This is a genomic window from Anaerolineae bacterium, from assembly GCA_013178165.1.
GTDB lineage: Bacteria > Chloroflexota > Anaerolineae > Aggregatilineales > Ch27 > Ch27.
The window spans coordinates 20,834-42,214 of the sequence record JABLXG010000011.1 but is presented as its reverse complement, the minus strand read 5'-3'; the positions used below and the strand labels follow the sequence as shown (position 1 = coordinate 42,214).

16 protein-coding genes are annotated in these 21,381 nt (G+C 64.7%); 7 read left to right on the top strand and 9 right to left on the bottom strand.

Annotated elements, in window-relative coordinates; genetic code table 11:
- Positions 1-35: 35 nt before the first annotated feature.
- Genes HPY64_09470 through HPY64_09460 form a run of 3 tightly spaced genes read left to right on the top strand, consistent with a single transcriptional unit; the run spans position 36 to position 2,588 of the window.
- Positions 36-1,064, top strand: coding sequence for an ABC transporter permease (locus HPY64_09470; GenBank protein ID NPV67358.1), 1,029 nt, complete (start codon positions 36-38; stop codon positions 1,062-1,064).
- 11 nt (positions 1,065-1,075) lie between these two features.
- A complete protein-coding gene (locus HPY64_09465; protein NPV67357.1) occupies positions 1,076-1,993 on the top strand; it encodes an ABC transporter permease in 918 nt (305 codons plus the stop codon).
- Complete coding sequence (locus tag HPY64_09460) at positions 1,980-2,588, top strand: hypothetical protein (protein NPV67356.1); 609 nt, start codon at positions 1,980-1,982, stop codon at positions 2,586-2,588. Before HPY64_09465 ends, HPY64_09460 begins: the two co-directional genes overlap by 14 nt.
- A 32-nt stretch (positions 2,589-2,620) precedes the next feature.
- Here HPY64_09460 and ablA read toward each other — a convergent pair whose 3' ends face one another.
- Both ablA and HPY64_09450 read right to left on the bottom strand, forming a co-directional pair.
- Positions 2,621-3,991 carry a lysine 2,3-aminomutase gene (gene ablA, locus HPY64_09455; GenBank protein NPV67355.1) on the bottom strand — a complete coding sequence of 457 codons (1,371 nt, stop codon included), beginning with the start codon at positions 3,989-3,991 and terminating at the stop codon, positions 2,621-2,623.
- 217 nt (positions 3,992-4,208) lie between these two features.
- Positions 4,209-6,065: a hypothetical protein gene (locus HPY64_09450; GenBank protein ID NPV67354.1), complete on the bottom strand. Its 1,857-nt coding sequence runs from the start codon at positions 6,063-6,065 to the stop codon at positions 4,209-4,211.
- A gap of 441 nt (positions 6,066-6,506) precedes the next feature.
- Between HPY64_09450 and HPY64_09445 the strand changes: the two genes are divergently transcribed.
- Both HPY64_09445 and HPY64_09440 read left to right on the top strand, forming a co-directional pair.
- On the top strand, positions 6,507-7,856 hold the full coding sequence (locus HPY64_09445; GenBank protein NPV67353.1) for a hypothetical protein: 1,350 nt from the start codon (positions 6,507-6,509) through the stop codon (positions 7,854-7,856).
- Positions 7,853-8,884, top strand: a complete 1,032-nt coding sequence (locus tag HPY64_09440; GenBank protein ID NPV67352.1) for a Gfo/Idh/MocA family oxidoreductase — start codon at positions 7,853-7,855, stop codon at positions 8,882-8,884. Before HPY64_09445 ends, HPY64_09440 begins: the two co-directional genes overlap by 4 nt.
- A 22-nt stretch (positions 8,885-8,906) precedes the next feature.
- Here HPY64_09440 and HPY64_09435 read toward each other — a convergent pair whose 3' ends face one another.
- The 6 genes from HPY64_09435 to HPY64_09410 all read right to left on the bottom strand — a co-directional run bounded on the left by HPY64_09435 (position 8,907) and on the right by HPY64_09410 (position 19,747).
- Positions 8,907-9,281, bottom strand: coding sequence for a hypothetical protein (locus tag HPY64_09435; protein ID NPV67351.1), 375 nt, complete (start codon positions 9,279-9,281; stop codon positions 8,907-8,909).
- A gap of 163 nt (positions 9,282-9,444) precedes the next feature.
- Positions 9,445-11,970, bottom strand: coding sequence for a penicillin-binding protein 1C (gene pbpC / locus HPY64_09430; GenBank protein ID NPV67350.1), 2,526 nt, complete (start codon positions 11,968-11,970; stop codon positions 9,445-9,447).
- 216 nt (positions 11,971-12,186) lie between these two features.
- Positions 12,187-14,574 carry an SH3 domain-containing protein gene (locus tag HPY64_09425; protein ID NPV67349.1) on the bottom strand — a complete coding sequence of 796 codons (2,388 nt, stop codon included), beginning with the start codon at positions 14,572-14,574 and terminating at the stop codon, positions 12,187-12,189.
- A gap of 239 nt (positions 14,575-14,813) precedes the next feature.
- Positions 14,814-16,148, bottom strand: coding sequence for an RNA polymerase sigma factor RpoD (gene rpoD / locus HPY64_09420; GenBank protein ID NPV67348.1), 1,335 nt, complete (start codon positions 16,146-16,148; stop codon positions 14,814-14,816).
- 498 nt (positions 16,149-16,646) lie between these two features.
- On the bottom strand, positions 16,647-18,842 hold the full coding sequence (locus HPY64_09415) for a DNA primase (protein NPV67347.1): 2,196 nt from the start codon (positions 18,840-18,842) through the stop codon (positions 16,647-16,649).
- Complete coding sequence (locus HPY64_09410; GenBank protein ID NPV67346.1) at positions 18,773-19,747, bottom strand: DDE-type integrase/transposase/recombinase; 975 nt, start codon at positions 19,745-19,747, stop codon at positions 18,773-18,775. Before HPY64_09410 ends, HPY64_09415 begins: the two co-directional genes overlap by 70 nt.
- Positions 19,748-20,013: 266 nt before the next feature.
- Here HPY64_09410 and HPY64_09405 point away from each other — a divergent pair, with 266 nt between their 5' ends.
- Both HPY64_09405 and HPY64_09400 read left to right on the top strand, forming a co-directional pair.
- Positions 20,014-20,649 (top strand): MBL fold metallo-hydrolase, encoded by a 636-nt coding sequence (locus HPY64_09405; protein ID NPV67345.1) that lies wholly within the window; start codon positions 20,014-20,016, stop codon positions 20,647-20,649.
- A 55-nt stretch (positions 20,650-20,704) separates the two neighbouring features.
- Positions 20,705-21,007 carry a hypothetical protein gene (locus tag HPY64_09400; protein NPV67344.1) on the top strand — a complete coding sequence of 101 codons (303 nt, stop codon included), beginning with the start codon at positions 20,705-20,707 and terminating at the stop codon, positions 21,005-21,007.
- 99 nt (positions 21,008-21,106) lie between these two features.
- Here HPY64_09400 and HPY64_09395 read toward each other — a convergent pair whose 3' ends face one another.
- Positions 21,107-21,370, bottom strand: a complete 264-nt coding sequence (locus tag HPY64_09395; protein ID NPV67343.1) for a hypothetical protein — start codon at positions 21,368-21,370, stop codon at positions 21,107-21,109.
- Positions 21,371-21,381: the final 11 nt, after the last annotated feature.

Sequence of the window (21,381 nt, the reverse complement as noted above, 5' to 3'; positions counted from 1 at the left end):
GCTCCCGGCTAGCCATGTGAAGGTAGGGAATCCGTATGCGCACCTATATCATCCGCCGTCTGGTTCAGGCTATCCCCACGCTGTTCGGGATTACCATCATCTCCTTTCTGCTGATGCTGGCCGCACCGGGCGATCCGGTCACCCTGATCACCTTTAATCCCACCTCCACGCCGGAAGGCGCAGCTCAGCTCCGCCGCCAGCTTGGTCTGGATCAACCGCCACTCGTGCAATACCTGTACTGGCTGATCGGTAACGATTGGGTGAAGATCGATGTTGATGGCGACGGGGAAGGCGATGTTTATGGCACCCGGCATGGCTTTTTGCGCGGCGATCTGGGCCAGTCGCTGCAGCACAAGCGCAGTGTGACCGACTTGATTGTGGAGCGCATCCCGGCCACGCTCCAGCTCACCCTGACCTCCCTGATTGTCGGCTACGTGATTGGCATCCCGCTGGGGATCATTGCCGCGATCAACAATCGGGCCTGGTTCGACCAGCTTTCGCGAGTGCTTTCCGTGATCGGTAACGCCGTGCCCGGTTTCTGGCTGGCGCTGATTCTGATCATTATCTTCAGCGTTAATCTGGGCTGGCTGCCGATGGGTGGTATGCGCGATATCACGCGCCCTGCTGCTGAGACCAACATCCTGGAATCGATCCGCTACATGATCATGCCTGTTTCCGTCCTGTCACTGGGCATCATCGCCACCATCTCCCGCTACATGCGGGCCGAGGTGATCGAAGTGCTCGGCCAGGACTACGTTCGCACGGCCTACGCCAAGGGCCTCAGCCGGCGGACGATCGTGTTCCGGCACGTCCTGCGCAACGCCCTGATCCCGATCGCCGCCCTGCTCGGGCCTGGACTGGGTAGCCTGCTCGGCGGCGCAGTGATCACGGAGCAGGTCTTCAGCTGGCCGGGCATGGGCCGGCTGGTGGTCAACGGTGTGTTCCAGCGTGACTATCCCCTGATCATGGGATCGGTTGTGCTGGGCGCGGTGCTCTACATCCTGGGCGTATTGCTCTCCGATGTGCTCTATGCGTGGATCGACCCGCGCATCCGCCTGGAATAAGGAGGCGTGTCATGGCTACCGAGACCAGAATCCTGGATCTGGCAGAAACTACCGAGGTCTACCGGTCACGCTCCTTCTGGATTGATGCGCTGCACCATTTTGTGCGGGATCGGCTGAGTATGGCCGCGCTGGGCATGTTGCTGATCCTGACCCTGATCTGTTACGTGGGGCCGTCAGTAGCGGAAAACATCCTCAAGGTGGATGTCAACCGCACCAACCTGGCCAATCGTTATACCCCGCCGGGGCAGGGCAACCTGCTGGGCACTGATCATCTGGGCCGCGATCAGTTCATCCGCCTGCTCTATGGCGGGCGGGTCTCCCTGTCGATCGCCTATACCGCCAGCCTGCTTTCCATCACGATCGGTGTAGTGGTGGGGATCATCTCCGGCTACTATGGCGGAACGGTGGACGATCTGATCATGTGGTTTATCAACACGCTGGAATCGGTGCCGACGATCTTCCTGTTGCTGATCGCCGCCACCGTCTGGTCGCCCTCGGCGGAGGTGTTGATTCTGATCCTGGGGGCGCTGGGCTGGGTGACCACCTGCCGGTTGGTGCGCGGACAGGTGCTTTCCCTCAAGGAACGCGACTTCATGATGGCTGCCCGCGCCGTGGGGGCCAGGGACTGGTGGCTGATGCTGCAGCACATCCTGCCCAACACGCTCTCCATCGTGATCATATCCCTGACCATCAACGCCGGTTCGCTGATCCTGATCGAATCGGGCCTGAGCTATCTGGGCCTGGGCGTCCAGCCGCCGACGCCGACCTGGGGCAATATGCTGACCGAGTCCCGTTCGTACTTCGTGCAGGGCACGCACCTGGTGGTCTGGCCCGGCCTGCTGATTACGCTGACCGTGCTGTGCTTCTACCTGGTCGGCGATGGCCTGCGCGACGCCCTGGACCCCAGGAACGTGCGTGGCCGCACTTAGAGGGGAAATCGCCGTGTCCGCCCTACGCCGCCCATCGCGCCGGCTGCTGCTGGCGCTGGCCGCCGTGATCGTCGTTGCCGCGGCGGTGATGATCATCGTCCTGACCGCCCGGCCTGCCACGCCGCCGCTGGTGCACGAATACACCAAAAGCCCGACCGCCTTCAGCTTTCGCTATCCGGATGGCTGGATGTACCAGATTCCACAGGTGGGTGTGCTGATCCTGGCCCGCCCGACAACCTTTCAGGGCGTGCCGGGGCCGAGCTTCACCATCCACCGCAGCAATACGCTGGCCATGGAGGGCAGCCTGGAAGCCGCCCTGGATGAGTACCTGCGGCGCGGCCCGCTGCGTCCCAACCGCGAATGGGCGCTGGTGCAGGCGGTGACGCCGACCAGCTTCAAGGGCCGCCAGGCGCTGACGGTGGAGGTGCAGGGCAGCGAGTTTGAGGGCTGGCCGGAATTGCGCACCCGCATCACCGCCCTGCGCGCTGGCGTGGTGACCATCTACCTGTTCGTTCAGTCGGCCCCGGTCGACCAGTGGGAGTCCGAGCGCCCGCTGCTGGAGAGCATCCTTAACAGCGTGGAAATTTACGAATAGGGGCGCACCATGCTGCGCCCCTACCATCACCCCTACCGGTTGGGATTCAATTCGTCGTAGCTATCCAGGCGGTTGCGGCGGCCACGCTTGACGATCTCGCCCGCCCGCCCGCGCTGATGCAGCGCGTCGAAGCCCTCCGGCTTGATCGTCAGGCGCTTGCCGCTGTGCAGGTCGGCCACGCCCTTCTGCAAGCCCTCATCGCGCCCCAGCGCTTTGCCCTCCAGCCATAGTTCGCTGCGCTCGGCCCGGTCGTAATCGGTCGGCTCATAGTAGGTGGTGATGAAGCCCTCGTAGTTGCGCAGGACAACCTTGCCCGGCGACTGGCTGAGCACGTAGTTAGGCGCTACCGGAATCTTGCCGCCGCCGCCCGGCGCGTCGATCACATAAGTTGGCACGGCGAAGCCGGATGTATGCCCGCGCAGCGCCTCCATGATCTCGATCCCCACGGAAACCGGTGTGCGGAAGTGCCCCGCCCCCTGCACCAGATCGCACTGGTACAGGTAGTAGGGGCGGACGCGGTTTCTGACCAGCTTATGCACCAGCTCCAGCTGCACCTCCGGACTGTCGTTGACACCGCGCAGCAGCACCGCCTGGTTGCCCAGCGGAATCCCCGCCCGGCTGAGCCTGTCCAGCGCCCGGCTCAGTTCCGGCGTGATCTCCTTGGGATGGTTGACGTGGATGTTCAGCCACAGCGGGTGGAACTCCGCCAGCATGGCGCACAGCTCGTCATCGATGCGCTGCGGCAGGAAGACCGGCACGCGCGAGCCGATGCGCACGACCTCGATATGGGGGATGGAGCGCAGGGCCTTGAGCAGGTTGTAGAGACGCTTAGGGGCCATCGTCAGCGGGTCGCCGCCGGAGAGCAGTACATCGCGCACCTGGGGGGTGTTGGCCAGGTATTCGAGCTGATCTTCGTGATCGCTGCTGCTGAAGTTGGCGCTGTTATCCCCCACCAGGCGGGAACGGGTGCAGTAGCGGCAGTAGCTGGCGCACTCCGTGGTGACCAGCATCAGCACCCGGTCGGGGTAGCGGTGAACCAGCCCCGGCACAGGCGAATGGGCATCTTCAGAGAGCGAATCGGCCATCACCGCTTCAAAGGCCCGCGCCTCCCGCCCCAGCGGGATGACCTGGCGGCGCACCGGGCAGGTGGGATCGTCCGGGTCGATCAGCGAGGCGAAGTAGGGGGTGATGTCGATGCGGAACAGCCCCTGTGCCTGCAGACCTTCTTTTTCCTCGTCGGTCAGCCGGATGAGCTGGCTCAGTTCGTCGAGGGTGTTCAGGCGGTGGCTCATCTGCCAGCGCCAGTCATTCCACTGCTCATCGGGCACGTCGGCCCACAGGGCCGGGCGGGGGGTGACTTCGACGCCGTTGACAAGGACGGGCCGGATGGATTTGACGACCATGCTTGGCTCCCTGGCTAAAATCTGCCGCCCTGCGGCGGCCGGTCAGGATACGCCCCGACTTTAACACAGCCAGGGGCGGGGAACAAGCCTCAGCGCCAGGAGGCCAGGGGCAAGAGAAGGGAGGCCGGGAAAAGAAGGGGCGCCCCCGCGTGGGAGCGCCCCGGTGGTTGAGCGGTGCGAGCGGCGGGCGTTGCACCCGCGCTCGCCGGATGAGTGGCTATTCGTCGCAGTGGCCGGGGCCGATCAGGCCGTTGTTGTATCGGTCGAGGACGCCCGCCGTAGAGATGAAGTCCGAACGGGTCTGGCGCGACAGCCTGTCACTGGGCGTGAATCTGCTCAGCAGAGACTCTGCGTGTGCCAGGGTACCCGAGATTGCGCTTGGATCCGCCCCGTTCAGGACGTTCAGCTTGGCGGCGATGTAGGCATGGGCCAGGATGTAGTAGGCGTTGCCGCCGCTGGGCGGCGTCCACAGCACCTGGTACCAGGTCTTACCGCTGCTGAAGAACGGCGTGTCCGGGCCAAAGGCGGATAGCAGATACCAGGCATCATCGGGCCACCGCGCCGGGCCATAGATGGAGTGCGTCTTCCAGTAGCCGGGGGTCAGCGTGCAGCCACCGCACGGCACGGACACGGCCACCGTCCAGCTGTCGCTACCGGTTGCGCTGGTGTCGTTGGTGACGAACGAGGCGACGTTGACGAACTGGTATTCGCCACAGACGTCATACGGGCCGACATCCAGGCTGTAGGTGAACGTCTTGGGCAGGTCGGGGTAGCACACAACACCGAGTGAACCAGCTTTGTCATCAGTGACGGTAATGCACTCGTCGATTTCAGTGGTTGGCGTTGTGAGGAAGATCACGTCCGCCGTGCCGGTGAAGTTGGTCGTGCCGTCGGGCGTTGCTTTCAACTGGTAGTCATAGCTGTAATTTTGCAGCGTGGCGGTGGCGGTGTTGGTGCGGGACGACGCATCCGGGAGCGATGCGCCGTAGTTGCAGGCGCCTGTCTCGCCAGCCGGGACCGTCAGGCTGGACTGGTAACCTTCGGTCACGAAGTCACAGTCAACCCACGCCACAATATCAGGCGAAACCACGTCGGTAACATTAACTGTCAGGGCTGCGGTCGGGTGGGGGTTGGTTACGCTGATCACACCCCCGACGCGCCAGTCGCTGTCGGTGTAGGTTGCAGCCACCGTCACGCCATAATTAACCACAAACGTCTGCCCTGTGGAGAGCGTCAATGAAGTCTGGTCGCCGACCTTGTCGATCGTCCAGTTGTAGGTGCGGGTGAAGAGCGTGACAGCGGTCTTGCTCACGGTCGGTGTGTAGCAGTTGACGGTGACTGAGGCATCGTCGGACTGGCCGGTCTCGCGGATGGTGGCGGTGTTGTTGTGCGTGCCTTCGTCAGCGTCGCAGGTGAAGGTTGCGTTGTATGACACTGAGCCGCTGTTGCTAAAGGCCCACGAGCCGCCGTTGGTGTCGTCGACGTTGATCGAGTCGTTGATCAGGGTTGGGCTGGCGGGCAGGCTGAAGTCGGCTTTTGGCTCCGGACCAAATTCCTCACCCAGATGGCCAGAATGGTTGGTGATGGTCACCTTGACCGAGTTGCGGTATTGCGCACCTGCAACAGGGGTGAAGGTGATGTCATAGTTGTAGCACCCGGTTTCTCCAGGCCCAAGCTGCGTTGTTGGGATGATGGTTTGCGATGCGCCCGGCAGTGGCTGGAACTGACCGGCGCCGGTCTTGTACTCCACCTGATCGACGAGCTTCAGGTTCTCAGTAGTCACGGACCCGCCGTTGGTCACGCAGATCTGGCCACTGACGCCATAAGTATCAACGGGGGCACTCTTGGTGACCGTAATGGTGTACTGTGACGTGCCGCTGTCGCCAGTGAACAGGTTCCAGGTAGCGGGTGTCACGGACTTTTCAATCGTCCACTCAAACTCGCGTTCCCAGTAGCCCTCAGCCGTTTTATAGGCCATCAGGGTCGTGCCTGCCTGCCCCTGCCCCAGCGCTGGCAGTGCCACGGTCAGGATCGCCGCGAGGGCGATCAGCGTTACAAGGGTTTTGGTTCGCATCGTTTCTGTTGACTCCCTGTACAACTCAGTGGTTATCAAAATAAAATCAGTTCTCCCGCAGGCCGATCGGGCCTGTAGCCGCCCGGCGTGGCGGGAAGTTCAACGGGGCGTTCGTCCTTGCGGTCGGGTCGCTCCTTTCTTCTCCAGCACAACAGTGCGTCATGAGCACGACAGGATGGCGGCCCGGGGAGGAAAGGGAGCAGGGTGCCCGAAGATTGAAGCGGTACTATCGCTCCCCGGCTCTGGAGGGGGAGGGGAGCAGCGGTGGTAGGAAAAAAGTCCCCCCGTCTGGTATTATTGTAGGCAGCTTGCCGGGGGAAGAGGGTAAATTTTGGTAAATTTTCCACATTAGAATTGTGTGTAGCGTTTATTAACCGTTTTTCCAAAAAGTTGTGAAAATTAATGCTCTGGCGCGGCGTATCCTGTGGAGAGGGGCAGGCCATGGAAACAGGCAAATGGCGAGCGGCGCTGGCTGCGGTGGTCATTATCATCGTTGCGCTGCTCAGCGGACTGCCGGGCGGGGTTGTTGCCGCTCAGGGCGGTCCTATCCCGACGGCAACGCCTTTCTTCGCCCCTCTTAACGACCCGGCCCTGATCGCCCGGCTTGACCATGTTGAGGCGGCGACAGCCATCCTGCGCGATCTGGAGCCGCTGCGCCCGGTGACCCGCGCCTTCCTGACCCGCCCCGAACTGCTGGACTACCTGAGGCGGATGCTCGATGACGAGTACCCGCCCGCGCTGGCCCGCGCCGACGCGCTCTTCTACCATGCCTTCGATTTCATGCCGCCGGATACCGACCTGCGGGCGGTGCAGCTGGCCGTGTTGGACGAGCAGATCGGCGGCTTTTACGACCCCGATCTGCAGGCCATGTTTGTGATCAGCGCCGCGCAGGAAGCGACCGCCATGACCCGCATCCTCTACGCCCATGAATTCACCCACGCCCTGCAGGATCAGCACTTTGATCTGGTCGCCCTGGGGGTGGATCAGGCGCATTTTTCCGCCGCGCCGGATGCCATCCTGGCCCGCCAGGCGCTGGTCGAGGGTGACGCCATGTTGCTGACCGAGGGCTACGAGGCCTGGTTGCTGCGCCGCAGTCCTGCCGCCGCCTTTGACCTGCTGGGGGAGGCGTTGGGTGTGCGGACGGCGGCGCTGCTGGCCGCCCCGCCGATCACCCAGGCCGAGCTGCTCTTTCCCTATACCGCCGGGCGCGACTTCGCCTACGCCCTGTTCATGAAGGCGGGCGGCTGGGCCGGTGTTGACGCCGCCTACGCCCGCCCCCCGGACTCCACTGAGCAGGTACTGCATCCGGATCGCTACCTGGCCGGGGACGCGCCGCTGGCGGTGGCCCTGCCGCCGCTGGAGGAAGCGCTTGGCCCTGGCTGGACGCTGCTTTGGGAACGGACGTTGGGCGAATTCACCCTGCGCGAGCATCTCCGCCAGCGGTTGCCGCGGGCCACAGCAGATAGCGCAGCGGCGGGCTGGGGCGGCGACCGCTACCGCCTGTACGTTGACGCCGACGGGCGGATCGTGCTGGCGCTGCGCCTGGCCTGGGATACCGCTGCTGACGCGGCGGAGTTCGCCGCCGCCTACCAGGGTTACGCCGCCCGCCTTTATGACAGCCCCGGCTTCCCGGTGGACGAAACGACGCTGTGCTGGTACGGGGAGGATGTGCGCTGTTTGCAGCACGGGATGGTGGAGGCGGTCGTGGTGCGTGCTCCGGAGCGGGCGCTGGCGATGGCTGTGCTGGCGCAGGTGGGAGCTGGTGAAACGGTGAAGGAGGCAGAGGGATGAGCGAGGGCAAAGGCCCGATCCGGCTGGGCATTATCGGCGCAGGGCTGTTCGCGCGGCAGGCCCATGTTCCCGCCATTAAGGCGCTGGGGGATGCTTTTGAGATCGTGGCGGTATGCAGCCGCACGGCGGAATCCGCCGGCAAGCTGGCGGCGCTGCTGGATGGGCCGGTTGAGGTGTACCAGGATTCGGCGGCATTGCTGGCGCGGGGAGACATCGAGGCGGTGGATATCGTCCTGCCGATCGGGGTGCAACCGGCGGTGGTCAGCCAGGCGCTGGCCGCCGGCAAGCACGTGATCAGCGAAAAGCCGATGGCCCCGGATGTTTCCGCCGGGCGGCGGCTGCTGGCCGACTATGCCGCGCAGGTGGCGGCCCGGCCCGGCCTGGTGTGGATGGTGGCGGAGAACTACCGCTACGAAGCGCCGTTTGTCCGGGCGGCGGAGATCATCGCCAGCGGGACGATCGGGCGCGTGCTGCTGGCCGACTGGGCGATCCACGTGGCCATGACGCCGGATAATCCGTATTACCATACCTCCTGGCGGCGCGACGAATCATTCCCCGGCGGCTTTCTGCTGGATGGCGGGGTGCATCACATGGCCGGGCTGCGCCTGATCCTGGGCGAGGTGGCTTCCGTGACCGCGACCACGACCCGCCAGCGGCCTGACCTGCCGCCGGCCGATACGCTCAGCGCCGCCCTGCTGTTTGAGGGCGGGGCGCTGGCGTCTTACAGTATCACCTACGCCGGGGGAGCGCCCTGGTACGGGGCGCTGCAGATCGTCGGCGAGCGGGGGGCGCTGCGGATTGTCCGTAACGAGGCGCTGGAACTGACGGTAGACGGCCAGACGCAGACGCTTGCGGTGAAGCCATTTGGCGGGGTGGATGGTGAACTGGCGGCATTTGCCGCGGCCATCCGTTCCGGCACGGCGCATCGCAACTCGCCGCTGGAGGGGCTGCGTGATGTGGCCGTGCTGGAGGCGCTGCTCCGCGCGGCAGCGACGGGGATGCGGGTCTCGCCGGAGTATGTCGGCTGAGCATCCCCGCCGCCGGCGGGTTTCAGCGGGCCAGGGCGCGCAGCAGGGCGCCGATCAGGATCGGCGGCAGGCCGATCACGAAGGCGTTGGCGGCCAGCCCGGCGTGGCTGGCTGGCTCGGCCAGGGCATGCGTCCAGTGGCGGTACAGGCTCGCCACGTTACCGGTCAGCCCGCCCTGCCCGGCGGGGTCTTCCGACCGGTCGGGGCCGCCCAGATAGTCAAACAGGCCGGTCGCCATGACGATGAAACCGGCGACGATCAGCGCTCCGCCATATTGCGCCTGGGTGGTGCGGCCGGTTGCCAGGCTGAGCAACCAGACCAGCGCGAATAACGCCAGATCACAGAGCACCAGCCGGATCAGCACCCTGGCCCAGCCGGGTTGGTGTGCGTCATGCATTGCCATCGCTCCCCGAATCACTACCGTTACACCACAGTCTCTATCTTTAGGATAGCACAGTCCGGTACGGGAATTCCTCTGACACTTGAAACAGAAACAGGCGTACGGATTTCACAGACCGGCGCTTTTTGCCACGGGTGTAATCCAAACGCCTGCCCCCGGCTCACGGGAGTTGCCCGCTGGCCGGGCGCTCCTGCGCCGGGACAAAGGCGCTGACGGTGAAGGGGATCGGCTCGCTGCGCTCGATGCTGCCATCAGCCAGCACTGCCTCCGCCACCAGCTCGTGCTGGCCCAGTTGCAGCGGCCACCACACGACCCAGGGTGCGGCGCTGGCCGTCCCTACGGGGGCGCCATCCATGATGTAGGTGACGCGCTGTGTCCCGGGGCGGACGCCCGCCGTCAGACGCAGGCGCTGCGCATCCGGCGGCAGGGTCGGCGAGAGACGGAAGGTGGTGTAGGGGTCCGGCTCCAGCAGGCGCAGGCCGATGTGCGCATCCGGCGCGGATGGCGCCGGGGCGGGCGGGGCGGGGATGCCCTGCCGGGCGGCCCAGTCGCGGGCTTCCTGCGGCAACACCAGGTAGACACGCTCGACGCGTTCCTCCGGCGGGGTGGACTCATCAGCCAGCATACCGGTGCGGCGGTCGATGGTGAACACCTGATGGATAGTGTCGTAGGTGGTCGGCTCCGTGCCAGGGATGAACCACTCCCTGACACGCTGGGTGCAGGCGTCGGTCGGCAGCAGGCCGCTGAGGGCGCAAACCTCGACCTGGATCAGGCCGTCCGGGCGCTGGAAGCTCAATTGTGGCTGGCCGAGCAGGGCTTCCCGCATGAAGTCGTGCCAGATCGGCCCCGCGCCGCTGATGCCGGTGACCTCTCGCATGGGAGTGTTATCGGCGTTGCCGACCCATACCCCGACGACCAGGTTGGGGGTATAGCCCAGCGTCCAGTTGTCGCGGAAGTCGGTCGTTGTGCCAGTCTTGGCGGCAGCGGGTCGCCCGATCTGCAGGACGGAAGCTGGCCCGAAGGCCGGGATGCGTGCCGAGTTATCGCTCAGGATGTCGGTGATCAGCCAGGCCACGCGCTCATCCAAAACCCGGTCGGTAAGCGGCCTGTGCTCCCAGGTGTAAAGACGCTTCCCGGCGGTATCCTCCACCTGCATGATCAGCGCCGGCTCGACGCGGTAGCCGCCATTGGCCAGCCCGGCGTAGGCGGCGGTCAGCTCCAGCAGGCGCACTTCCCCGCCGCCGAGCGTCACCGCCAGGTCGATGCGCGGGTTGGCGGCCAGCGTGCTCACACCCAGGCGGGTCAGCAGGCGTACCAGCGCGTCCACGCCGATGTGATCGAGGGCGGCCACCGCCGGGATGTTGTAGGACGAGGCCAGCGCCTCCCGCACGCGCACCGGGCCATGTTCCACCAGGGCGAAGTTAGCCGGGGTGTAGCTTTCCAGCCGACGGGTGACGAAAGGCGTTTCCACGTCCAGGACCATCGTCGCCGCCGTCCAGGGGTCGGGGAGCGTCGGGTCGAAGGCGGCGGCATAGGTGAACGGTTTAAGCGCGCTGCCCGGCTGGCGGGGAGCCAGGGCGGCGTTATACGCGCCGCTGATCCGCTCATTGAAGTAGTCCGGGCTGCCCAGCATGGCCAGCACATGGCCGGTGTAGGGGTCCAGGGCGACCAGCGCGGCGTTATTGACGTTGTGCCCCTGGCCGGTCTCGTCAGGCATATTGAGGCGGGCCAGGTGACGGCGGGCGATCCGTTCGGCAGCGCGCTGCCAGTCCAGGTCGAGCGTGGTGGTGACGGTCAGGCCGCCGCGATAGAGCGCCTCCGGGAAGCGTCGCGTCAGTTCCTCCCAGACGGCCATGACAAAGTGCGGGGCCTCGATGGGGAAGGGTGCAGCGGCGAACTGTAGCGGCTCATTTTCGGCCCGTCGCGCTTCTTCCTGGGTGATGTAGCCCTGCTCGGCCATCAGCCGCAGGACGGTTTTCTGCCGCTCTTTGGCCGCTTCTGGATTCTCCAGGGGGTTATAGACGGCCGGGGCCTGCGGCAGCCCGGCCAGCATCGCGCACTGGGCCAGATCGAGCGTCTCCACGCTCTGCCCGAAGTAGGCCTGCGCCGCGCCCTCCAGCCCGTAGGCCAGGTTGCCGTAGTAAGTCTGGTTGAGGTAGAGCATCAGGATGTCGTCGCGGCTGTAACTGGCCGTCAGGCGGATGGCCAGGATGGTCTCCCGCAGCTTACGGAGGAGAGTGCGCTCGGCCCGCTGCTCCGGATCGAGCAACAGGTTGCGGGCGACCTGCTGGGTGATCGTGCTGCCGCCGGCGAGCACCTCCCCGCCGGACAGGTTGATCCGCAGCGCGCGCAGAATCCCGGCAACGTCAACCCCGATGTGACGGTAAAAGTTGGCGTCTTCCGTGGCAATGGTCGCGTCGATGCAATCCTGCGGGATGCGATCCAGCGTCACAGCGCGGTTGCGCCCGCCCTCCGGATCAACGATCTCATACAGCAGGCGGCCCTGGCGATCCAGAATGCGGGTCGAGGGCAGGGCCAGGCCCGCCTCCAGCGTGGCCAGGTCAGGCAGGCCGGTGAACAGGACGGCGATCAGGACGACGGCGGCGATCAGCAGGGCCAGCCCCAGCCCGGCCAGCAGGCTCAGGAAGGGGTGGCGGGCGATACTCTGGCGCAGGCGGTTCCCCATGGCGGCGCTCCGGTGAGCGAAACTCTCGCTCTGATCATACACGTGGATCAGGCTGACCGTGCTTGTCCCCCACTATAACAGCGCGGCGCAGGGCATGCATGACGCCCAGACCGTGCCCATCCTACGCCTGCCCGGTGCTGGGAGTGCCTGCCCCTGCCGGGAATCAAACAGGGACGGCCTTGGCGCGCCGTCCCTGGGTTGATGGGCCGGGTGTAGCTAGCTGACCGGTTCCAGCCAGTACTGGCCGGGTACGCCTTCCGCCGTCCAGCCGACCAGACCGTTGTAGTTGACCCGCCACCAGGTCAGGCCGCCGATGGCGCACTGCGGCCCATCCAGGACGGTGAACACACCGCCCGGCGGAATCTGGCCGATGGGCGTCCCGGTATCGCCGGGGCGGTCGCGGACGGTGTTGGCGTTGGGCGGGTCATAGGTGACACGGCCCTGCATCCCCGGCATGAGCCGCGAGCGCAGCCCGTTGCCGCACACCAACGGCTCCAGCCAGTAGACCCCGGCATAGCCTTCTGCCGTCCAGCCGGTCAGGCTGCCGGTGGTGATCCGCCACCAGTTGTAGCCGTCTACGCAGCGCGGGCCTTCGATCACGCGGAAGATCGTTCCGCCGGGGATGTTGGCCTGGACAGTACTGCCGGAACCGGTGCCGGGCGCAGTACGCACAGCGTTCGGTTCGCCCGGCGTGACCCGGGCGGTATACCCGGCGGACAGGCGTGGCGGCAGCGTGCAGGTTGGCGGCGGCGGGGTGGCTGCCTCCACCTCAAGACGGCTCACAAAGACTACGTCATCTTCCCCGCCGGGGTTGTTGGGGTAAAGGATGCCCCAGATATGCACCGGGACACCGGGTGGGTTGTTGGCCAGGCTGTTGAGCTGGGCCAGGATACCGGCATCGCTGGACGTGACGCCCACACGCAGCATCCCCTCCCAGAACTGGAAGCCGAGCGGGTAAGCCATCGCGCCGTCATTGCGGACGATGACTCCCCGCCAGTCATTGACGGCCTCACTGCTGCCGCTGGTAGCTGGCTCCAGCCAGTAGACCCCGGCCTCACCTTCCGCTGTCCAGCCGATCAGGCCATTGTAGTTGACCCGCCACCAGGCCATGCCCTCCGGGCCGCACTGCGGGCCGCTGAGCACGTTAAAGACACCGCCCGGCGGGATCTGGCCCACGACTGAACCGCTATTACGCCCTGGCTGGCTGCGCACCGTGTTGCTGAGGGCCGGGAAGAGGGTCACCCGCCCCTGCTGGCCCGGCGTCAGGCGGATCGGCAGGCCGCTGTTGCAGGAAAGCGGATCCAGCCAGTACACGCCATCCCGGCCTTCCGCCGTCCAGCCGACGGCTCCGCCAGCGTCGACGCGCCACCAGTAGTAGCCATTGGCGCAGATCGGCCCCTGCAGGACGGTGAAGGTCGTGCCGCCGGGCAGGTTGCCCAGTACGATGCTATCGCCGCCGGTGCCAGGCGCACTGCGCAACGCATTGGGCAGCGGCCCTGGCGAGACCCGCCCGGTGTTGCCTACCTGCAGGCGCGGTGGCAGGTTACAGGCGATCACAATGGGCGTCGGCGTTGGTGTGCGCGGCGCAGGAGTCGGGAGCTGCGCTTCCAGTGCGGAGACGTAGATCACATCGTCATCCGGCGTGGCCGGGCTGTTGTGATAGAGTATCCCCCACACGCGCACGCGGCCCGTCCCCGCCAGAGCAGCGATCTGGCCCTGGATGGTGGCGTCTACCGACGTGACGCCGACGCGCCGGGTCGCCTCCCAGAACTGGAAGCCGTAGGTGTAGGGCGCACCAGCCCCATTACGCACCAGGGTGCCTGTCCAGCCTTCGACTGGCTCGCTGCTTACGGCCCCGTCAGCGCCGCCCGATGCGCCACTGTCCTGCCCTTCGTCTACCACCGTCAACTCGGTCAAACGGATCTGGCAGCCATTAGCGTCAGCCACGCCACAGATCACGTCACCGCTGACGCTCAGCAGCGCACCGGTATCGCGCCGGGCGGCCAGTGTCTGCGAGAGCGCGCCTTGCCGATCGTTCTCCGGCGGCACAGCGATGCCATAGCGCATCGGGCGGTCGCCCAGCAGCACAAAGTAGTCGTCATAGCCCGCGCCGGATGAGATGCTGTAGAGGCGTCCAATCCAGCCACGGATGGCTGCCGGTTCGCTGACGCCCTCGCCATCGACAAGGATCTTCCGGACGCGCAACTGGCAGCCATTGTAGTCCGGCAGGTCGCAATTCAGGCTGCCCCAGAAGTGAGCGCGGGTGTTGGTATTGCGCAGGCTGACGATCCGCGCTTCCAGGGCGTCATCCGCCCCGGCGATGCCTACGGAACCGGCCCCTTCCGAAAGCAGGAACAGGTAGTCATCGAACTGCGATCCGGCTGGCAGGCCGGTCACCAGCCCGTACCAGCCGACGACAGGCGTGCCGGCCTCTTGCTCCGGCGTTGCAGTTTCCGTTGGGGCGGTGGTGGCCGTCGGCGCGGTGGTGGCGGACGGCTCCGCGGTGGGGGTCGCCGTGGATTCGGCGACGGTCAGGTTGCAGCCGCTGATGATCGCGGCGCTGAACAGGAACAGCATGGCCAGGCTGGCCCAGGAACGAGGCATGAGTGAGTTCCCCCTCTACTTGTTGACGGTGTTGCGCAACAGGCGCCTACCGGGTTATGTGCCTCATTATAGAGCGTCTGGAGCGGAGGAAAAGTTTCCGGCGGGCTGCCGCAGGCCAGACGCAGGGTAAGAGCCTGGCAACGGCGGATAAGCCGCTTCACAGCGGGGCGAGGGGCAGAGGAGCCGGGCGCGGTGTAACACAACAGGAGGCGCGCGTGATGGGCGCGCCTCCGCCTGTTTCACAGTTCCAGGTGGTATCGCAGCGGACGCGAACGGGTGGGATGGCGCAGCTTGCGCAGGGCCTTGGCCTCGATCTGGCGGATGCGCTCCCGCGTGACGCCGAAGTGCTTGCCGACTTCCTCCAGGGTGTGCATCTGGCCGTCGTTGAGGCCAAAGCGCAGTTCCAGCACCTCGCGCTCGCGGTCGTTGAGGATGCGTAGCGACTCGCGGATCTGCTCTTTGAGGAGCTGGCGGCTGGCCGCTTCCACCGGGCCAGGCGTCTTGTCGTCCTCGATGAAATCGCCCAGCGAGGATGAATCTTCCTGCCCAACCGGCATTTCCAGGCTCATTGGCTCCTGGCTGATGCGCATAATCCGCCGCACCTTGTTGGCGGCGCGACGCAGGCGACGCTCCAGGGTCGGGCTGAGCGCTTCGCCGCGCGCCTGAGCCTCGCGGATGGCCCGCGTTTCTTCCGGCGAAAGGAAGTCCATCTCCAGCGCGATCTGCTCGGCGGTTGGCTCGGTGCTGAGCTTCTGGGTCAGGTCGCGCTCGATGCGCATCAGGCGGTTGATCGTCTCGACCATGTGAACGGGGATGCGGATGGTACGGGCCTGATCGGCGATAGCCCGACTGATGGCCTGGCGGATCCACCAGGTGGCATAGGTGCTGAACTTGTAGCCGCGGGTGTGATCGAATTTCTCCACCGCCCGCAGCAGGCCGATGTTGCCTTCCTGGATCAGGTCAAGGAAGTTGATCCCCCGCCCCATGTAACGCTTGGCGACGGAGACCACCAGTCGCAGGTTGGCGCGGGTCAACGCTTCGGCGGCCTCATTCTGGCGCAACTCAGCCAGCTCGAACGAGTCCAGGATTTGCTCGGCGGCATCCGGTGTGCTGGCGATCCACTGGCGGGCGCGGTTGATGTCCAGGGTCGTGCCGCGCAGAGCCTGGCGCATCCCGGGTGGCAGGAGGTACAGTACCTGAAACACCTCGAACAGGTGGCGGGCCAGTTCAGTCCAGGCGTCGTCGTGGCCCCATTCACGCTGCTGCAGGTACTCGCGGATGCCCGATTCGACATCCTGATCCCAGGATTCGTACAACCGATCGGCCTCGTCAATGATCATGTTGAGGTCTGGCGGCTGAACCTTGAGGGTGCGGGCCTGCTTCTGCAGGGCCTTCCAGGCCTGGGCCGCGTTTTCTAGCAGGGCCAGGGCAACATCGGTGGTCTGGTTGAGATCGTGTTCGGCGGCTTCCGCCGCGCACTCGTCCAGCATCTGGGCGGCGGCCATCTGCGCTGCCAGCCACATCTCGCGGTTAGAGTCGAGGAGTTGCACCTGACCGATTTCCTTGAGGTACATGCGCACCGGGTCGTCAGTCAGTGCGCCCAGCCCTTCGTAGGCTGGTTCGCTCTCCAGGTCTTCCTCTTCTTCCTCATCATCCTCAACATCAACTGTTTCGAGCAACGGGAAATCATCCAGCGGCAGTAGATCCGGTTCGTCAGCTGGTTCGTCGTGCTCGTCAAATTCCAGCCCGTTGTCTTCGAGTTCCTCGTCAAAGACGGGCACGTCGTTGTCAGCCAGTTCTTGCTGGCGGGCTTGGCTGGGGCCGGGTTTCCTGTCCTTGCGGATCTTGCGCTTTGCCATGGTGAACCCCCGGTTGCAGGCAGTGTGTCATCTCAGAATATCGCCGGATGGCGCCTGTCGAGCGGCAGCCTGACGCCTATTTGTAATCGGTTTCCGGCGAAAACTCAAACCGGAACATCTTGCTGGAACTGGTTGGAACGGGCTGGGGTGATCACAGCCGTTGTGACTGGCGGAGATGCTGGATGGTGGCTATTGTGTCACACAGACGATGATTTAGCCATTGGGCAATTCGGCCCGTTCCTTAAGCGCCCGGTCCAGAGCGGCGATAGCCGCCTGGCTGGCGTCGATAGCATCCTGGTAAGCCTGGCGCTCTTCACCCTCTGCTTCCAGGACGACAAACCGCAGTGCGTCGATCATCTGGCGCAACCGATCGCGACGCAGTGTAAATACCTTATCGATCATTTCGCTTTCTGGCTCATTCAGGTTACGGCCTTGACGGCGCATTTCCTTATGGATGGAATACAGTTCCTGTTCCAGGCCGGGCAGCCGGCCCGCGACCGGGTCCCTGAGCGCCCACAGCCTCTTGAGCGGCTCGGCGAACAGGTCTCCCAACGTGTTCTGGATGAAGACCTGTGGGTCCAGGTCATCCTGGCGCAGGGCAGCCTGCAGCCCCTCAAAGATGGCCTGGCAGGTCGTGTCGCGGAAGTCCTCGCTGCGCAACGATCCCAGCGCCTGGCGCAGGCGGGTCATACGATTCTCGTCCGGGAAGCGCCCCTGCAGGCTGTCAGCCACCTGGCGCAGGGCGCGGTTGGCCTGGTATAGCAGGCTGGGGCGGCGCAGGAGCAGGTTGAGCACGTACTGCTCCTGCAAGCTGGCCGGTCCTGGCGCGGCGCGAGCAACCGGCGGCGCTTCCACTGGCTGGCCCACGGCCAGTGGTTCGCTCTCGTCCTCCTCAGGCGGCGGCAACGCATCCGGTTCACGCTGCGGGCCTTCCTCCCAGGCAGTGCCTGGTGCGGGCGGCGGCGCTTCCGGGCGGCGGTAGTGGCGGGCTGCCTGCTCCATGGCCCGCGTGGGCCGCCGTTCGCGCAGGCGTGAGCTGGCCAGGCGTGGGCGAGCTGTCGCCACGCGGCTTTCCAGGGCGATCTCCATCAGCCGCTTTTCCGGCAGGTGCAGGCGGTAAGCCAGCTTCTGGACGTTCACCTCCCTGTGCAGATCGCTTTCGGTGGCGGTCAGTAGCGGCAGGAGCTGGCGGGCGATCTTCTCTTTTTCGTGGATCGTGGCATGGGCGATGTCCAGCCCGGTGGTGCCAACGCGGATCACGTAGTCGGCGACAGGTTCGGCTTCCGCCACCAGGCGCTGCCATTCGCGCGGGTCTTCACGGATGAGATCGTCGGGGTCTTTGCCGGACGTGATCACGATCACACGCATGTCGATGCCCAACCGCCCGGCACGGCGCAGCGAGCCATCCGGCCCGAAGAGCGTAGCGCTGGCCTCGTTGAGCACCTGCCGGGCGACATCCAGACCGCGCATGGTGGCGTTGACGCCGGCCTCATCGGCGTCCAGAGCCAGGATCAGCCGCTCGGCATAGCGGCGCAGGGTTTGGAGCTGGGTGTCGGTGAGGGCGGTGCCCATCTGGGCGACGACGTTGCGGAAGCCCGCCTGGTGGGCCTGCATGACATCCATGTATCCTTCGACGATGATCGCCGTCTCCGTCTCGCGGATCTCGCGGCGGGCCAGATCAAGGCCAAAGAGTGTAGCGGACTTGTCGAAGAGTTCGCTTTGTGGCGAGTTCAGGTATTTGGGCGTGTCCTCGTCGCGCAAGGCCCGCGCACCAAAGCCGATTACACGCCCCCGACCATCGCGGATGGGGATCATCAGCCGGTGGCGGAAGCGGTCGTAAACGCGGCCCTCTTCGTTACGGATGGCGACGCCTGCCGCCACGATATCCGCCGCGCTGTACCCCAGCCCTTCCAGATGGCGGAGCGTCGCGTGCCAGTCATCCGGCGCATAGCCCAGCTGGAAATCGGCGATCGTCTGGGCGTTCAGCCCACGCCGAACCAGGTAAGCGCGGGCGACTTCCGCCTGGGGCGCTTCCTGCAGCAGGGCATGGTAGTAGCGGGCCGTTTCCTCCAGCAGGCCCAGCATCCGCTCGAAGGTGGCATCCTGCTGCTCCTGTTCCGTTGTACGGGGGCGCAACTCAACGCCCGCCCGTTCCGCCAGGTGCGCCAGAGCCTCGTTGAAATCCCAGCCATGCTGCTTCATGGCAAAAGCGATGATATCACCGCCTTCGCCGCACGCACCGAAGCAATGCCAGTGTTGCGTTTCCGGGAAGACGACAAACGAGGGTGTGCGTTCCTGGTGGAAGGGGCAGCGGGCCTTGTAACTGCGCCCGGCCTTCTTTAGCGGAACGGTTTCTGAAATATATGCCACCAGGTCGAGGCGGGCTTTGATCTCGTCAATGACAGACATTGGGCAGCCTCCTCTAGGCTACCTGATGCGGCTCGATTATACGCAGCGCAGAACGTTCGTGCAAAAGTACGCATTCTCTCAAGGCAAATGCGACTCAGCGAAACGAGCGGGCGTGAGCATGTCGAGTGAGAGATGCGGGCGCCGGTGGTGATAGTAGTCGAGGAAAGCATTGGCGCACTGCTGGGCCAGCTCCAATCATCGCCCCGGAACTTGAGGGCGCCAAACTCCTCACGGCGCAGCGTGCCGTTGAAGGCTTCAATGAAAGCCTGTTCGTTCTTCTTGTAAGCCCGCGCGATACGATGCTGATCCGCCCAGCGATGCATGCCCTCAGCGCACTCGGCTTTGAATTCTGACCCGCCATCGGTTTGCAGGAGGGACACGCGCCCGAATACCGCCATCAACTGCTCCAGGGCAACCCGGCCATCGGCGGCCTGTAAGGAGGGGCGCATGACAATCGCCGCTTCGCGGGTGAAGGTGTCAATCGCCGTGTAGGCGTACACCTCCCCCAGGTTGACGGTATCGACCTGCACCACCTGGCGCGGTCCGGTGGCACGCTGCACCGGCGCACCCTCGGGCTGGCGGTGATGCTTGCGTAAGACCAGATGGCGCTTGAGAATGCGATAGACCGTGCTGCGGCTGAGGTCAATGCCTTCCTGCGCCAGCACGTACACGACCTTCTCCCCGCAGCAGTCGCGATACTCCCGCCGGATACTCAATACCCGCTGCACCACATAGCCCGGCGTCTTGCGCACTCGGCGTCCTTTCTTCGCCTGCTTGAAATAGGCCACATAGCCCCGAATGCCCCGCATCCGAATGCCTTTGAGCCAGCGATAGATCGTCGCCCGATGCTTCCCCAGCTGCTCAGCAATCTCATCCGCCCTATGCCCGGCTTCTTCAATTCCCATGCCACCTGAATCTGTGTTATAGTGTCCATCGTGCGGCTCCTGTGATTGGGTTGGTTGTCTCGCAACCACAACAACTTTATCACGGAGTCGCATTTCTATTGAGAATACTGCGAAGTAGCGGGCGATGAACCATTGGCTGTTATATCTGTGGCGAACTGCGGGGAGCATTCGCTATAATGGGCCTGCCCATCCCGGACGGGGGAGCGTTGCCTGTGGCGGGGATGGGACACTGATACTGGAAATCACCTGGGCGATAGGGAAACTGGATGGACATTACCTGGTACGGGCATAGTTGCTTTCGGCTGGTGGAACGCGGCAAAGCCTCTGTCGTGACGGACCCCTACAATGGCGACATCGGCTACAAGCTGCCCCGCAAGCTGCGGGCGGATATCGTGACGATCAGCCACGAGGCTCCCGGCCACGCCAATCGCGACTGGCCGCGCTCGACGTATGTGATCAGCGGGCCGGGCGAGTACGAGATCGGCGGCGTGTTCGTCATCGCCGTCGCCATGCATCATCCGGACGATCCGAAACGGCAGAATATCGTCTACCTGATGGACTTTGACGGCCTGAATGTCATTCACCTGGGCGATTTGAGCTATGTGCCCACCCAGTCACAGGTGGAGACGCTGGGGGCGGTCAATGTGGCGATGGTGCCCGTGGGGGGCGGCAACGGCCTGAATGCAGGCCAGGCCGCCGAAGTGATCAGCCTGATTGAGCCGGATATCGTCATCCCGATGCACTACAAAACTCCGTACACATCACTGAATCTGGATTCGCTGGACAAGTTTCTGAAGGTGATGGGCCTGGGGACTGTGCAGCCGCAGGAGATGTTGCGGGTGACGCTCGATGAACTTCCGGAACAGCCGCAGGTGGTTGTCCTGGAGCCGCAACAATCGTAATGTCCGGGGCCTGGTCGGGCGCATCCACCGGGGGCGATAGCGGGAGGGGAAGCCGTTGGAATACAAACTGATGATGAGCTGGGACATCAAACCGGGCCTGGACCAGCAATACTTTGAGTTCGTGGTGCGGGAATGGGTGCCGGGCATCACCCGGCTGGGGATGCAGCCACGCGAAGCCTGGTATACGGTCTATGGCGATTGCCCGCAGATTTCCACCTCGATTGTGACCGACGATCTGCGGCGGCTGCGCGATGTGCTTTCCGGTGAGGACTGGGCCAAGCTGCACAGCCGCCTGCTGGAATTCGTCCACAACTACCGGCAGAAGATTGTGCGGGCGTCGGCTGGCTTTCAGATCTGAGAGCATCGTAGAGCGGGCGGGGGAAATAAAAAAGCGAACCGGCAGGCCGGTCGCTTGAAGGGTAACGTTTGCAGTGCGGAAAGCCAGGAAGAGGCCGTTTCAGTCGTCGCTGCCAGCGCTGCTGGCGCTGGAATCGCCCGACGCCGAGTCCTTCTTCTTGCTGGTGCCAGTCAAATTGGAACGGTTAGAACGGCTGTCGGTGACATAGAACCCGGAGCCTTTGAAGATGACACCGACTGGCCCGATGACCTTATGCGTATGCCCGCCGCATTCCGGGCAGACGTCAATCGGAGCATCGGCGAAGCTCTGCTTGGCCTCAAACCTGACGCCGCACTCTTCGCATTCGTACGTATATACTGGCATACCGCTTCCCT

Coding starts and splice junctions, on each gene's coding strand:
- HPY64_09435 (NPV67351.1), bottom strand. CDS start 9,281: ATGCATGACGCACACCAACCCGGCTGGGCCAGGGTGCTGATCCGGCTG.
- HPY64_09425 (NPV67349.1), bottom strand. CDS start 14,574: ATGCCTCGTTCCTGGGCCAGCCTGGCCATGCTGTTCCTGTTCAGCGCC.
- pbpC (NPV67350.1), bottom strand. CDS start 11,970: ATGGGGAACCGCCTGCGCCAGAGTATCGCCCGCCACCCCTTCCTGAGC.
- rpoD (NPV67348.1), bottom strand. CDS start 16,148: ATGTACCTCAAGGAAATCGGTCAGGTGCAACTCCTCGACTCTAACCGC.
- HPY64_09450 (NPV67354.1), bottom strand. CDS start 6,065: ATGCGAACCAAAACCCTTGTAACGCTGATCGCCCTCGCGGCGATCCTG.
- HPY64_09440 (NPV67352.1), top strand. CDS start 7,853: ATGAGCGAGGGCAAAGGCCCGATCCGGCTGGGCATTATCGGCGCAGGG.
- HPY64_09405 (NPV67345.1), top strand. CDS start 20,014: ATGGACATTACCTGGTACGGGCATAGTTGCTTTCGGCTGGTGGAACGC.
- ablA (NPV67355.1), bottom strand. CDS start 3,991: ATGGTCGTCAAATCCATCCGGCCCGTCCTTGTCAACGGCGTCGAAGTC.
- HPY64_09445 (NPV67353.1), top strand. CDS start 6,507: ATGGAAACAGGCAAATGGCGAGCGGCGCTGGCTGCGGTGGTCATTATC.
- HPY64_09415 (NPV67347.1), bottom strand. CDS start 18,842: ATGTCTGTCATTGACGAGATCAAAGCCCGCCTCGACCTGGTGGCATAT.
- HPY64_09470 (NPV67358.1), top strand. CDS start 36: ATGCGCACCTATATCATCCGCCGTCTGGTTCAGGCTATCCCCACGCTG.
- HPY64_09395 (NPV67343.1), bottom strand. CDS start 21,370: ATGCCAGTATATACGTACGAATGCGAAGAGTGCGGCGTCAGGTTTGAG.
- HPY64_09465 (NPV67357.1), top strand. CDS start 1,076: ATGGCTACCGAGACCAGAATCCTGGATCTGGCAGAAACTACCGAGGTC.
- HPY64_09410 (NPV67346.1), bottom strand. CDS start 19,747: ATGGGAATTGAAGAAGCCGGGCATAGGGCGGATGAGATTGCTGAGCAG.